Genomic DNA, 13,024 nt, shown 5'->3' with positions numbered 1-13,024 from the left:
TGCGCACCATTCTATCCGGGCGCGCTAGACGGCCAGCTCCTCCTCGTCGCGGGACTCCTCCTCGGCGTCGTCAATGTACTGCTGGACTTTGGCGATGGGCAGGTGCGAATTCAGGGCGAGGATGAAGACAATCACGGTGATGACCGCGTTGGTCAGGAAAGCCCACCAGAACAGGACCGGGTGTGCGGCGGGGTCCATCAGCCAGCTTTGCACCCCGACCAGGACCAGCCATGGGATCAGCCAGATGGCGCCGGCCTTGAAGTCGAGCTTGGGCTTGCTCTTGCGGTCGCCGGTGAATTCAAAGACGACCAGCAGGATGTAGCCGAGCAGGATGGTGATGAAAATCTTCAAGTTCGTGTTCCACCCGCCCCAAAACACGATCAGGTTCGCGCAGTAGAACGCGATCAGCGGGATGGTGTAGCCGCCCGGAAGCCTGAACGGACGCGCCCGGCCGGCCATCTGGCGGCGCAGCGTAGCCACCACCAGCGGCCCGGAGCCAAAGGACAGCACCGTGGCGGAAGTGATGAAGCCAACCAGCTGCTGCCAGCTCGGGAACGGCAGGAACATGACCAGGCCCACCAGGAACGTCAGGAAGAGGCTCCAGTGTGGGACGCCATGGCTGTTGGTGCGGGCCAGCCAGCGCGGGGCATTGCCGTTGCGGCCCTGGGCGTAGGAGACGCGGGCGGCAATGGTGGTGTAAATGAGGCCGGTGTCGGTGGGGGAGATGATGGCGTCCGCGTAAAGCAGGTAGGCCAGCCACGTCAGTCCGCCCATGGTGGCAATGGCTGCGAGCGGGCCGAAGTCGTTGGTGAACGCCAGATGCGACCAGCTGCCGGAGCTTTGCAGCACATGCTCGGGAATGCCCATGGTGAAGGCCACCTGCAACAATGCGTAGATGACGGCGGTGATGCCCACGGATCCGATGATGGCGAAGGGAATGTTCCGCTTGGGGTTCGACGTCTCGCCGGCCAGTTCAATGCCCTGCCGGAAACCGAGGAAGGAGAAGGTGATTCCCGCCGTGGCGATGCAGGTGAAGATCGCGGCGCCCCCGGAGGGGGCGAAACCCAGTGACGTGAAGTTGTTCAGCGTTCCCATCTGGGCAGTGCCGAAGGCCATGACCAGGAAGGTGGCGATGACCAGCAGGATGATGAACAGCTTCCACCACACCAGGACGTTGTTAATCTGGGCGAAGAGCCGAACGCCGTAATAGTTGATGACAACAAAGATGGCCATCAGGATCACGGCGATCAGGATGCCCAGCGGCGTCAGTGTGTGCACCGTGGTGTTGGATACTCGTTGGGCGATGGTGAACGGTCCGTATTTGGTGGCATACGTCAGGGCTCCCATGACCTCAATGGCCGGGACGGCGGCCGAGCTGATCCAGGTGATGAATCCCAGCGAATAGCTGGCGAAGGAGCCCCATACCAGGTGGGGGTACCTGACCACGCCGCCGGAGATGGGGAACATTGGCCCCAGCTCGGCATAGCAAAGGCCGATCATCAGGACCATGAGTCCGGCGATCAGCCAGGAAAAGATTGCCGCGGGCCCGGCAATTTGTGAGGCGTTGTAGGCCCCGAACAACCAGCCCGAGCCGATGATTGAACCTATGGCGGTAAACAGGAGTCCCACGGGACCCAGGTGCCGCTTGAGCTTTGCTCCTTGCTGGGGGACCCCTCCTTGGCGTCTGCTTTCTGTTGCTGCACTACTCATCGCAAAACCATCTCCTTTGGCGGCTTTTTCGTTGCGTGACCGAGGCTACACCCTGCGCTTGGCAGGTTTGAGTGAGTTTGCTGGGCGCATGCCCATAAAATGTGCCGCAGACGCGGAACGAAGGATGACTAAAGACCCCACATTTGCCACGAGCTCGGCGTGACTTCGCCGGGGCTGCCGGGCAGCCGGCCCCTTAAAGGGGGAACACTAAAGGCAGTGTCCGCGTGGACACTGCCTTTGCTGGTCGGGGTGACAGGATTTGAACCTGCGGCCTCGTCGTCCCGAACGACGCGCGCTACCAAGCTGCGCCACACCCCGATCCATTGCCCTTCCCCAACCACGAAGATTGTCGAAAAAGCAACCTCTCAAGAATAGCGGACGGATGCCGGTTACGCGAAATCGCCGGGCAATCCGGCGCCGGCCACACCAGGGAGTCCGTCCCGGGCCGGCGTCGTCGACACGAGAGGACGGCCTCGACCATGGATGAGCGGGCGTGCAGGTTTGGCAGTGGTCCGCACCCTCCGTTGGCGTCGCCCCTTCTCGTTGAGGTTGGACATCACCACCGATGGCGCCGTTGAGGTTGGAGATAAACCTCAACCACGGGTGGGAATTATCTCGAACCTCACGGCCAGCATTCGTGGTTATCTCGAACCTCACGGCTCAAGGGCGCCGCGGGGGCGCCGGAACTCAGCTGCCCGGCCTGGCCGTCAGCGTCAGGAGCACTGCTTCCGGGCGGCAGGCGAAACGGAAGGGGGCCGTGCGGGAGGTGCCGATGCCGCCGGAGACGTTGACCGGCGTCGTACGCCCGTCAACGCTCCAGTCGTGGAGTCCCTTGGCACGCCAGGTGGGGAGGTCGCAGTTGGTGACGAGCGCGCCGTATCCCGGGATGCAGACCTGGCCGCCGTGGGTGTGACCGGCCAGGATGAGGTCGGCGCCGTCGGCGGTGAAATAATCCAGCACGCGCTGGTACGGGGCGTGGGCAACGGCGATCTTGACGTGCGGGGCCGAGTGTTGGCTGGCGGAGCCGCGGGGCCAGCCGGCATAGCGCTCACGGCGCAGGTGGGGATCGTCCACGCCGCTGAAATCAAAGCGGATGCCCGCCAGCGGAAGGGACTGCGCCCGGTTGGTGAGGTTGGTCCAGCCGCCCATGCCGAAGCCCGCGTGCAGGGATTCGGTGTCCAAGACATGCGGGTGACGCTTGCCCTGCCCGGGAAGTTTCGACGGGCCGCCCAGATAGGCGAGCGGGTTCTGGAACCGCGGGGCGAAGTAGTCGTTGGAGCCGGGGACGAAGACGCCGGGGAACTCCATCAGCGGGGCGAGCGCGGCCAACAGCGGCTTCACGGCTTTTGGGTGGCTCAGGTTGTCGCCCGTATTGACCACCAGGTCCGGCTTGAGGTCCGCCAGCTCCCGCAGCCAGTTGGCCTTTTTGTGCTCGCCGGGGGAGAGATGGATGTCGGAGAGGTGCAGCAGGGTCAAGGGCTTGGACCCTGCCGGCAGGATCGCCAGGAATTCATTCCGGAGGGTGAACCAGGTGCGCTCAACCAGCGCGCCGTACGCCACGCACCCAACGCTTCCCGCGGCCGCCACACCGGCAGTCCAGCCGAGGGCGGCGAGGTGGGGGTGCCGGGTGCGTTGGGTGCTCATGATATTGACGACCTAGTCCTTCTTCTTCGGCGCCGGCGACTTGGTGTCGGACTTGTCGTCCTTCTTGGTGTTCTTGGTGTCCGTGGGTGCGCTGGGTGGCGGCGCCACCACGACCGGGTTGAGCATGCTGGACGGCGGCTCCGGGAAGCCGCTGGTGTCATAGTTGCCCGCAACCGCGTTCATGTAGCCCTGCCAGGCCACACCCGCGTAGGTGGCGCCGTCCACGTAGGGGATGCGCTTGTTCTGGATGAGCAGGTCATTGTTTCCACGGTTCTTGTTCTCAGGGCTGCCGAGCCAGGAGGAGGTGACCAGGCCCTTGGTGAAACCCGTGGTCCAGGTCTGCTGTGAGTCGTTGGTGGTTCCCGTCTTGGCCCCGGCCGGGTAGCGCAGGCCGATCTGCCAGCCCGAACCGTTTACCAGCACCTGCTGCAGGGTATGGACCACGCCGGCGGCCACCTCGGGCTGGATCGTCTGCTTGCAGTTGGCTGTGGGGACGGGGAACTTGTCACCCTTGGCGTTGGTGATGGAGACGAGCGCGATGGGATCGCAGTGCACGCCGCCGGAAGCAAAGGTGGCAAAGGCGGTGGCCATCGTCAGGGGAGCCACCTCGCCGCTGCCTAGGAGGCTGGAGACGTTGGAGAGGTTATAGGGCTTGTTGGGGTCCGCGCCCAAGTGGATGCCGGCCGCGGTCATCATCTTCTGGATGTTGCACAGGTCCAGCTGGGCGGCCTCGGCAACAGTTGCCGTGTTCAGCGACAGCACCAGCCCCATATGCGCGGTGATGCGGGCGTAGCGCCCGTCCTCGGCATTTTGCAGGTCGTCGGCGGCGTTGACGGGATCGGACGAATCGTAGGCCCCGGTGCTGACGCCACAGGAGTTTTGCCAGTGGAACCCGACGGGGTACCTGCGCACCGAGGCATCGACCATGTCGTTGATCTTGTGGCCCGAGTTGAGCCATTCGGCGTAGGTGAACGGCTTGATGGTGGAGCCCACGTCAAAGCCGCCGGAACCGCCCAGGGAGTTGCCGCTCTTGTCGAATTTGTCAACCGTGAAGTTGTACTCCGTGCTCCACTGGCCCTTAGGCGCGTGGAGCTTCGTGTTTTGCGCCATCGCCAGGATCTTGCCGGTCTTGGGCTGCACCGTCACCAGTGCCTGGCCCACCTTGTCCGGGTTGTTGTTCATGGGTGTGAAGTTGGCGAACTGGGCCTGTGCGGCGTCCTGCAGCTTCGGGTCCAGCGTGGTCTTGACGGTCAGGCCGCCCTGTTCCAGCAACTTCTCGCGGTCCGCCTTGGTCTTGCCGTAGCGGGGATCATTGGAGATCAGGTTGGTGACGTATTCACAGAAGTACTCGCCGCGCTCGGCGGTGGCGCAGCCGTTCTTGTTGGGATGGATCTTGAGGTCGATCTTGGTCTTGACCGCGGCGTCGTACTGCTTCTTGTCGATCATCTTCTGGTCAAGCATGTTGGCGAGCACCATGTTGCGCCTCGAGATGGCGTTGTCCGGGTTGGCCACGGGATCGTAGGCCGTGGGGCTGTTGACCACGCCGGCCAGCAGGGCGGCCTGCGGCAGCGTCAAGTTCTTGGCGTGGACGCCAAAGTAGTAGGAGGCGGCAGCTTCAACTCCGTAGTTGCCGTTGGCAAAAAGCACCCAGTTCAAATAGCCCTGGAGGATGTCGTCCTTGGAGTACTTCTTTTCCATGGCGATGGCGAGCTTGATTTCGCGGACCTTGTCGCCTGCCTTTTTGTCCCCACCCAGCTTGATTTTGTCGAACTCGCCATTGGCCGCATAGGTCTGGATGATGACGTTGTTGACGTATTGCTGGGTAATGGTCGAGGCCCCCTGGCGCCCGCCGCCCTGCACCATGGACACCACCGCACGCATCAAGCCCTTGGTGTCAATGCCGCCGTGTTGGTAGTAGCGCGCGTCCTCGATGGCGATGGCGGCGTTCTTCATGAACGGGGAGATGTCCGCAAGCTTGACGTTGGTGCGGTTCTGGTTGTAGAAGGTGGCCAGCTCGGAGCCGTCCGAGGCCAGTATCCTTGACGACTGCGCGGGCACGCCCACGTTCATCTGGTCCGGCAGGTGATCAAAGAAGTCGATCGAGGAGGTGGCGGTGTTGCCCGTCAGCGCCACGGCGGGAACCATCAACCCGGCGACCAAGACACCACAAACCGCGCTCACGCCAAGGAAGAGCATTAGTTTTCCGAGGGTGGTGGCGGTATCGAAAATGGGGTGTTTTTTTGCTGCCATTTTCTCAGTTTACCGGCAGGGACTACGCTTTGAAGCATGACCAAATGGGAGTACGCCACAATTCCGCTGATTATTCACGCAACAAAGCAGATCCTTGACCAGTGGGGCGAGGACGGCTGGGAGCTGGTCCAGGTCGTCACAGGACCGGACGGCAACGGGCTGGTCGCCTACCTGAAGCGGGAGAAGGCCTAACCGTGGAAACCGCGCAGACTCAAGGGAATTCTCGCATTGAAGCGCGACTGTCGGAGCTCGGACTGGCCCTGCCGGCCGTAGCCGCGCCCGTCGCCGCCTACGTGCCCGCAGTGGTGAGCGGCAGCTACGTTTACACCTCCGGGCAGCTTCCGTTCGTTAATGGGAAACTCACATCGACGGGCAAGGTGGGTGCCGGCGTTTCCGCTGAGGACGCCAAGGAGCTTGCGGCAACCTGCGCCATCAACGCCATTGCCGCCCTCAAAAGCGCCATTGGCGATCTGGACCGCGTGATCCGCATCGTCAAGGTCGTGGGCTTCGTGGCCTCCGACCCGTCTTTCACTGGCCAGCCCGGCGTCATCAACGGCGCATCCGAGCTGCTTGGCGAAGTTTTTGGCGGCGCGGGGGTCCACGCGCGTTCCGCCGTCGGGGTTGCCGTGTTGCCCCTGGATTCACCTGTCGAGGTTGAGCTGATTGCCGAATTTCAGTAATGCCCCCGCGGGCCACCGGCCCGCAGGGAAGCGGATTTTTCCGCTCAGCGCAGACCAGCGCGAAGCCGCCCAGGCATGGGTCGACTTTGGCGAGCGCACTCCCAGCAAGCCCCGTTCGGCGTCCTCCGTGGTGCTGTTGAAGGACAGTCCCGGCGGGTTGCAGACCTTCATGACGTACAGGCCCGGCAATTCGCCGCTGGGCCTGGTGGCGTTTCCCGGCGGCACCATTGAAGCTGCGGACGACGACGTCACCGACTGGGCGGGCCCCTCGCCGGCGCAGTGGGCCAAGGCCATGGGGACATCCGACGTCGACGTGGCGAAGCGTCACGTAGTGGCGGCCATCCGCGAAACGTTTGAAGAAACCGGCATCCTGCTCGCCGGGCCCGACGCCTCCTCCCTCGTGGAAGGCGTCTCCGGGCCCGAATGGATGAAGGCGCGTGAAGCCATCGCCGCGCAGGACATCACCTTTGCCAGCGTGCTCGAGCGCCGGGGGCTGGTCCTGCGCACCGACCTGCTCAAACCCCTGAGTCACTGGCTCAGCCCGGACTTCGCCCACCGCCGCTTTGACACGCGCTACTTCGCGGCCGCCGCTCCCGTCAACCAGGAGCCGCAGCTGCTCTCCAGCAAGGGCGTGTGGGGCCGGTGGGTGTGCGCCGCGGACATCCTCGCCGGCCGGGCCACCACCGGCCTGGGCGACGAGATCGGCCTGGACACCACGACCGGGCTGACGCTGGGGGAATTGGTGGTGCCCGGGGTGGAAATCATCCTCGAAAAGCTCGGCGCGGCGCGCGGCTGCATTGCGTACCTGAACCACAAGCGCCCCATCAACGAGTACCAGCCCGAACTCGTCAGGGAACCGGACGGCACCTTCGAACTGGAGGTGCAGGCGTCCCCGGCGTCGGAAGGCGCAGCCTGCCGCGAGCGGTAGCCTCGCCGGACAACGCTCCCTACTTTTCGAGGTTTTTTGCCTCACGCCTCTCACCGAGCTGGCGGTGGCACACGCGCCGGCGCTTTGCCGCAAACGGCGGCGGCATGGGCCAGATCGGCGGTTGAAACGGCAGCAGATGCGATCCACTTGGTTGAAACTGCAGCTGATGCGAGGATCGGTCCGGTTTCATCGCATCAGCTGCAGATTCAACGGGGTGGACGCGGGAAGCAGGCCACACAAGAACGGCCCGGCCACCATATGGTGACCGGGCCGCCGTCGTTCGGGTCTCGACAGGCTCGACCAGCGGTCTCGACAGGCTCGACCAGCGGTCTCGACCGGCTCGACCCGTGGGGACTAGCGGGAGCGCTGGCGGAGGCGGTTGACGTCCAGGATGACGACGGCGCGGGCCTCGAGGCGCAGCCAGCCGCGCTGGACAAACTCCGCCAGGGCCTTGTTGACGGTCTCGCGGGAGGCGCCGACCAGCTGCGCAAGTTCTTCCTGTGTGAGCTCGTGTGCCACCAGGATGCCGTCGGTGGCGGGGCGGCCAAAGCGGTCCGCGAGGTCCAGGATTGCCTTGGCCACGCGGCCGGGGACATCCGAGAAGACCAGGTCGGAGAGGTTGTCGTTGGTCCGGCGCAGGCGGCGGGCCAGGGCCTGCAGCAGCTGCATGGACACCTCGGGCCGGTTGCGCAGCAGCGCGTTGAGGGATTCGTTCTTCAGCCCGGCCAGCCGGGTTTCGGAAACGGCCGTGGCGGTGGTGCTGCGCGGTGCCGGGTCAAAGAGGGCCATCTCGCCGAACAGCTCGCCCGGGCCGAGGATGGCGACGAGGGATTCGCGGCCGTCGGGGGAGGTGCGGCCCAGCTTCACCTTGCCGGAAACAATGAAGTACAACTGGTCGCCCTGGTCGCCTTCGCGGAATACGGACGCCCCGCGGGAGAGGTCCACCTCGGCCAGTTCGTCGGTCAGCAGCCGGAAGGCCTCGTCGTCGAGCGTGGTGAAAAGGGGTGCGCGGCGCAGTACCTCGATGTCCATGAAATCTCCTTGAAGTATGTAACTAAACAGTTGGAACCTGGTACTGATTCTTTCAGAACTTTCCAGCTTTTGTGACCAATTTGGCATTACCGGCGTTCCCTGGCCGGGATTCCACCGCCGCCGGGCACAGGGAATGCCGGGACGGGACCGGTAACATGTGCTTGCGGGCGCCGTTCGGGAACCCGCACGCAGTGCATGGGCAACAGCCGGTGCGCGGGCTGGCAGAGGGAGGCGGGACTAAGAGTGTTTGGCTTCTCCTGGTTGGATGCAGTGTTGATTTTGTGGCTGCTGTGGCAGCTGATCTACGGGCTCGGGGCCGGCTTGGTGGTGAGCCTGGGCGGGCTGGTGGGCTTTGTTGCCGGTGCCGCCGCGGCGTTCTTCGCTTCCCCCTTTGTCAGCGAGCATGCGCCCGGACCCGGCTGGCGGACGGTTTTTGTCATCGGCGCCACGGTCCTCTTGATCGCCATCGGCCACGGCGTGGGCATCAGGATTGGCCGGACCATCGGCAGGCGGGTGAAGTCAGGGCCTGTCCGGATCATCGACCGGCTGCTGGGCGGCGTGCTCAACGTGGTGGTCGGCGCGGCCGTGATCTCCCTGCTCGCCTTTGGTGTGACCAACCTGGGCATCCCGGCCGTCTCCAAGCAGCTGAGCGGTTCGGTGGTCATTTCCAGGATCGACGCGTGGACGCCGGACCCGGTGAAGGCCGTGGCGGCGCAGATGCGCTCCCTGGTTCTGGAGGAGGGGATCCCGCAGCTGCTCAACCCTGCCGGGCCCAACGTTCAGGTGACCGCGCCCAATGCGAGCACCAACACGCCCGCCTGGACCAATGCGGCCAAGTCCGTGCTGAAAATCACCGGCACCGCCTTTCAGTGCGGCCAGAACCAGACAGGGAGCGGCTTTGTGGTTTCACCCGACCGCGTCCTGACGAATGCGCACGTCGTGGCTGGTGTTTCCATGCCCGTAGTGGACACCCCGACGCAGGGCTCGCTTCCGGCGCGGGTGGTCTATTTTGATCCGGCCAAGGACCTGGCCATCCTGGCCGTGGACGGGCTGAACGTGGCGCCGCTGGGCACCGGCCCCACCCTCCGCGACAACACGCAGGCGGCCTTTGCGGGGTATCCGCTGGGCGGTCCGCTCCAGGTCCGCCCCGCCACGGTGATGGCCTCCGGGCCCATGGTGATTCCGGACATCACGGGCAAACACAAATCGACCGAGGACATCTACCAGCTGGCCGGCAACGTGCAGTCCGGCAACTCCGGCGGCCCGCTGCTGGACACCTCGGGCCGCGTGGTGGGGGTGGTCTTCGCCAAGTCGACGACCTCCGAACCCGTGGGCTTCGCGTTCACGATGACCGAGGTTTCCCCCGTCATCGCGGCTGCGCCCATGCTCAGCAGCGCCGTGGGCTCGGGGAGCTGCAGCGTCAAGTGACGGCGGGCCCGGGCTACGCCAGCACCTTGTCCAGGTAGCTGACGGCCAGCACATAGCCGTGGGTGCCCGCGCCGACAATGACGGCGTCGCACACGGGGGACAGGTAGGAGTGGTGCCGGAACTCCTCGCGCTTGTGCACGTTGGAGATGTGTACCTCCACCGCTGGAAGTTCGACGCCGGCAATCGCGTCCCGGATGGCCACGGACGTGTGCGTGTAGGCGCCGGCATTGATGATGATGCCCACCGCCGTGCCGCGGGCCGAGTGGATGGCGTCGACGAGATCGCCCTCGTGGTTTGACTGGATGCACTCGGCGCTGAATCCCGCGGCGTTGGCGGCCGCAATGGTGAGCCGGGCGACGTCGTCGAGCGTGTCACTGCCGTAGATGGCTGGCTCCCTGGTGCCCAGAAGGTTCAGGTTGGGGCCGTTGAGGATGAGCAGTTCGCCGCGGTCCGCGGGCGTGGCGTCAGGGGTGGAAGTCATGGCTTAATCATGCCGCACGATCCGGCCCGCCACGGATGGCCCGGCGGTAGGATGCGGCTATGGACGTATGGGGACCTTTCATCTGGAATGTGGGCCTCTGGTGCAGGGAATGGATTCCCGTCCTTGCACCGACGGGTGTTTTCTTCGCGGCACTGGTTGCCTACAAGGCGTACCGCCAGCGGCTGGTGGCGGACAAGCGGGACCAATGGTGGACGCGCGCGCAGTGGGCCATCGACTCGGCGCTGGACTCCAGGGTGGATGTGAAGCTTACGGGGCTGAAGGTGCTGACGAGCCTCAAGGCCGGAAGCCTCGCCACGCCCGAGGATGTCGCGTTGTTCAATTCAATTGCCCGCGGCATTCAAAACGACATTGAAATGGGGGCCGTTGCGGTCTCTGAACCGGCGCGCGGCAGTGGCTTCGGTGGGGGCGCGCCGGAGCCCGACGCCGGTCTCGACACGCCGGCCCCCGTGGGCGAAAATGGGGATGGGAATGCTCCCACACAGAGGACCGGACAGGAGGACGATGAGCAACGACAAGCCCAGTAGCGGCCGGGACACGGAGCGTGCCGCGGCAGCAGGGACATTTACCGTGAGGCTGTCGGCCCTGGGTGAACGGACCGTGACCGTCAAGACTCTTGGGGAGAAGCGGCTGCTGGAGGAGGCCGAAAAGCTGTTGCAGACCGAACCCGCCAAGTCCGCCAAGTCCGCCGGCAAGTAAAAGCCGGCCCGCAGCCCCATCAGCGCGCCGTGACCTCCAACAGGATGGCATGCTCCGGGTTCAGCACGGGCATCGGGAGCCCCACCTCGGCCAGGAACCTCCCCGACGCCAGCGCGCCCCCCGCCACCCATGCCGGCGGCGACGCCTGCACAAACGTGGTGCCGGCCGCGTCCGGCCCCGGATAACACAGCTCGACCCGGTACAGCGTGTCCGGGGCGAGCCCGGGAAGTGCCACCCGGCCCGGCTGTTCAGAGTACGACGTCGCCACCGCCGCCAGCGCGAACAGCGCCCGGGTGCCGTCCCCGGCAACGACGCCGTGCAGCATCAGCGACGGGTCCGGCACGTCGGCCCGCACCATGGTGCCTGTGTGGATGAGCGCGCGGTGCCTCTTGTACAGCCCGACGGCGCCGCGCAGTTCGTCACGTTCGGCGCCCCGGACCTGGCGGATGTCCCACTCCAGGCCGAAGTGGCCAAAGAGGGCCGTGAGGGCGCGGAAGGAGAGATCGTGGGTGCGCCCCGTGGTGTGCGCGGTGGTGGGGCCGATGTGCGAGCCCACGAGTTCCGGCGGCACCACCAGCCCCGTCCACCGCTGGATGGCCTGGCGTTCCAGGGCGTCGTTGCAGTCCGAGGCCCAGATCCGGTCCGTGCGCTCCAGGATGCCCAGGTCCACGCGGGCGCCGCCGGAGGAGCAGCTTTCAATTTCCACGCGGGGGTGCGCGGCCCGCAGCGCGTCCAGCAGCCGGTATACGGCCAGGGTCTGCCGGTGCACGCTGGGCACGCCGTCGTGGCCCATTTCGGCGAGGTCACGGTTCTGGTCCCACTTCAAATAGCTGATCGGATACTCGGAGAGCAGGGCGTCGAGGCGGTCATAAATATACTGCCAGGCGCCGGGGTTCACCAGGTCCAGGACCTGCTGGTGGCGCCATGGCAGCGGCAGCGGGGACCCGGCGTCGTGCCGGGGGGCCGGCCCGGCGATCCAGTCGGGATGCGCGCGGGCCACGTCGGAGTCCGCGTTGACCATCTCCGGTTCCACCCAGAGCCCAAACTGCATGCCGCGGGACGTGACGGCCTCCACCAGGGGATGCAGCCCGTCCGGCCACAGGCCCTCGTCCACGTACCAGTCGCCCAAGCCGGCCAGGTCGTTGCGGCGGTGGCGGAACCAGCCGTCGTCGAGCACAAAGCGCTCCACGCCCAGCTCCGCGGCGGAATCGGCCAGTTCCGTCAACACGCCAAGGTCGTGGTTGAAGTAGACGGCTTCCCAGACGTTGAGGACCACCGGCCGGGGCATGGACGGGTGGTGGCTGCGGGCCCGGAACCAGCGGTGGAACGCCTCGGAGATGCCGTCCAGGCCGTGGTCCGAGTACGCGGCAAAGTAGCGTGGGGTCGCGTATTTTTCGCCGGGGCCCAGCGCCACCTCGCCGGACCCGAGCAGTTCCGCCGCTCCCATCACCGTGCGCCCGTCAGCCACGGTGTCCACAAACTGCTCGTGGTCCCCGCTCCAGCCAAAGTGGCCGGCCCACACCTTGCCGTGCCGGTTCCCGAAGCCGGGCGTGCCGACGGCCATCAGCAGCGGGGAGTCGTGCCCGGTCCTGCCGTGGCGGCCGCTGCGCACCCACGTGCCCTGGCCGGCCGGGCGGCGCTGCGGGTGGCGTTCGCGGCACCACCGGCCCGTGAGGTCGAGGATCTCCGTGCCGGCCCGGCCCACGGGAAGCACCACGGACACCGCGTCCAGGGCGAAGTCCGTGCCGCCGCGGTTCGCCACCTCGTGGCGCATCTCCAGCAGGCCGCCGTCGTGCAGCGTCAGGAACGTCGTCACGGAAAGGCCCAGTTCCTCATCGGCCTGCTCAATGGTGGCTTCCCGGCCGTGGTGGAACCAGCCGTGCAGGCTCAGCCGAGGGGAGAATCCAGGCGGCCCGTCCCCGAGCCGGTGCCCGCACAGTCCGGGACGGCCCCGCCAGCCCGCCGACGCCTGCGGGAGAAGCCCCAGCACCACGGGGACGTCCAGGGCGGAGTGGGGGACGGCGTCGTCCAGGATGCCAAGGTCCGGCAGTTCGGGACCGAGGTCGGCGCCCCAGTGCAGGACCTGCGGGCAGCCGCCGTCGAGCCCGATGACGAGGGAAATTCCGCCTTGGCGCAGGTGGATGGCTGGCACGT

12 protein-coding genes and 1 tRNA gene are annotated in these 13,024 nt (G+C 65.9%); 6 read left to right on the top strand and 7 right to left on the bottom strand.

Annotation, left to right across the window (positions count from 1 at the left end):
• Positions 1–24: 24 nt before the first annotated feature.
• The 4 genes from DMB86_RS01030 to DMB86_RS01015 form a co-directional block, all read right to left on the bottom strand.
• Complete coding sequence (locus DMB86_RS01030) at positions 25–1,710, bottom strand: APC family permease (protein ID WP_113716172.1); 1,686 nt, start codon at positions 1,708–1,710, stop codon at positions 25–27.
• A gap of 241 nt (positions 1,711–1,951) precedes the next feature.
• Positions 1,952–2,028, bottom strand: a tRNA-Pro gene (locus tag DMB86_RS01025).
• Positions 2,029–2,397: 369 nt separating this feature from the next.
• On the bottom strand, positions 2,398–3,354 hold the full coding sequence (locus DMB86_RS01020) for a metallophosphoesterase (RefSeq protein ID WP_113716171.1): 957 nt from the start codon (positions 3,352–3,354) through the stop codon (positions 2,398–2,400).
• Positions 3,355–3,366: 12 nt separating this feature from the next.
• Entirely contained in the window at positions 3,367–5,604 is a 2,238-nt protein-coding gene (locus tag DMB86_RS01015; RefSeq protein ID WP_113716170.1) for a transglycosylase domain-containing protein, read from the bottom strand.
• Between the two features lie 36 nt (positions 5,605–5,640).
• Between DMB86_RS01015 and DMB86_RS01010 the strand changes: the two genes are divergently transcribed.
• Genes DMB86_RS01010 through DMB86_RS01000 form a run of 3 tightly spaced genes read left to right on the top strand, consistent with a single transcriptional unit; the run spans position 5,641 to position 7,212 of the window.
• Entirely contained in the window at positions 5,641–5,796 is a 156-nt protein-coding gene (locus tag DMB86_RS01010; protein ID WP_107503899.1) for a DUF4177 domain-containing protein, read from the top strand.
• Between the two features lie 2 nt (positions 5,797–5,798).
• Entirely contained in the window at positions 5,799–6,284 is a 486-nt protein-coding gene (locus tag DMB86_RS01005) for a RidA family protein (RefSeq protein WP_113716169.1), read from the top strand.
• Positions 6,268–7,212, top strand: a complete 945-nt coding sequence (locus DMB86_RS01000) for an NUDIX hydrolase (RefSeq protein WP_113716168.1) — start codon at positions 6,268–6,270, stop codon at positions 7,210–7,212. Before DMB86_RS01005 ends, DMB86_RS01000 begins: the two co-directional genes overlap by 17 nt.
• 354 nt (positions 7,213–7,566) lie before the next feature.
• Here DMB86_RS01000 and DMB86_RS00995 read toward each other — a convergent pair whose 3' ends face one another.
• Positions 7,567–8,244, bottom strand: coding sequence for a Crp/Fnr family transcriptional regulator (locus DMB86_RS00995; protein WP_062007784.1), 678 nt, complete (start codon positions 8,242–8,244; stop codon positions 7,567–7,569).
• Positions 8,245–8,487: 243 nt separating this feature from the next.
• Here DMB86_RS00995 and DMB86_RS00990 point away from each other — a divergent pair, with 243 nt between their 5' ends.
• Positions 8,488–9,672 (top strand): MarP family serine protease, encoded by a 1,185-nt coding sequence (locus DMB86_RS00990; protein WP_113716167.1) that lies wholly within the window; start codon positions 8,488–8,490, stop codon positions 9,670–9,672.
• 13 nt (positions 9,673–9,685) lie between these two features.
• Here the strand turns inward: DMB86_RS00990 and aroQ are convergent, their stop codons facing one another.
• Positions 9,686–10,153, bottom strand: a complete 468-nt coding sequence (gene aroQ / locus DMB86_RS00985) for a type II 3-dehydroquinate dehydratase (RefSeq protein ID WP_113716166.1) — start codon at positions 10,151–10,153, stop codon at positions 9,686–9,688.
• A 59-nt stretch (positions 10,154–10,212) separates the two neighbouring features.
• Between aroQ and DMB86_RS00980 the strand changes: the two genes are divergently transcribed.
• Positions 10,213–10,698: a hypothetical protein gene (locus DMB86_RS00980; RefSeq protein WP_113716165.1), complete on the top strand. Its 486-nt coding sequence runs from the start codon at positions 10,213–10,215 to the stop codon at positions 10,696–10,698.
• Complete coding sequence (locus DMB86_RS20210) at positions 10,676–10,870, top strand: hypothetical protein (protein WP_129545437.1); 195 nt, start codon at positions 10,676–10,678, stop codon at positions 10,868–10,870. Before DMB86_RS00980 ends, DMB86_RS20210 begins: the two co-directional genes overlap by 23 nt.
• A gap of 19 nt (positions 10,871–10,889) precedes the next feature.
• Here the strand turns inward: DMB86_RS20210 and DMB86_RS00975 are convergent, their stop codons facing one another.
• Positions 10,890–13,022 carry an alpha-galactosidase gene (locus DMB86_RS00975; protein WP_113716164.1) on the bottom strand — a complete coding sequence of 711 codons (2,133 nt, stop codon included), beginning with the start codon at positions 13,020–13,022 and terminating at the stop codon, positions 10,890–10,892.
• Positions 13,023–13,024: the final 2 nt, after the last annotated feature.

It is taken from the genome of Arthrobacter dokdonellae (assembly GCF_003268655.1).
Taxonomy (GTDB): domain Bacteria; phylum Actinomycetota; class Actinomycetes; order Actinomycetales; family Micrococcaceae; genus Specibacter; species Specibacter dokdonellae.
The sequence above is the reverse complement of the archived record's forward strand: the minus strand, read 5'-3'. Positions and strand labels throughout refer to the sequence as shown.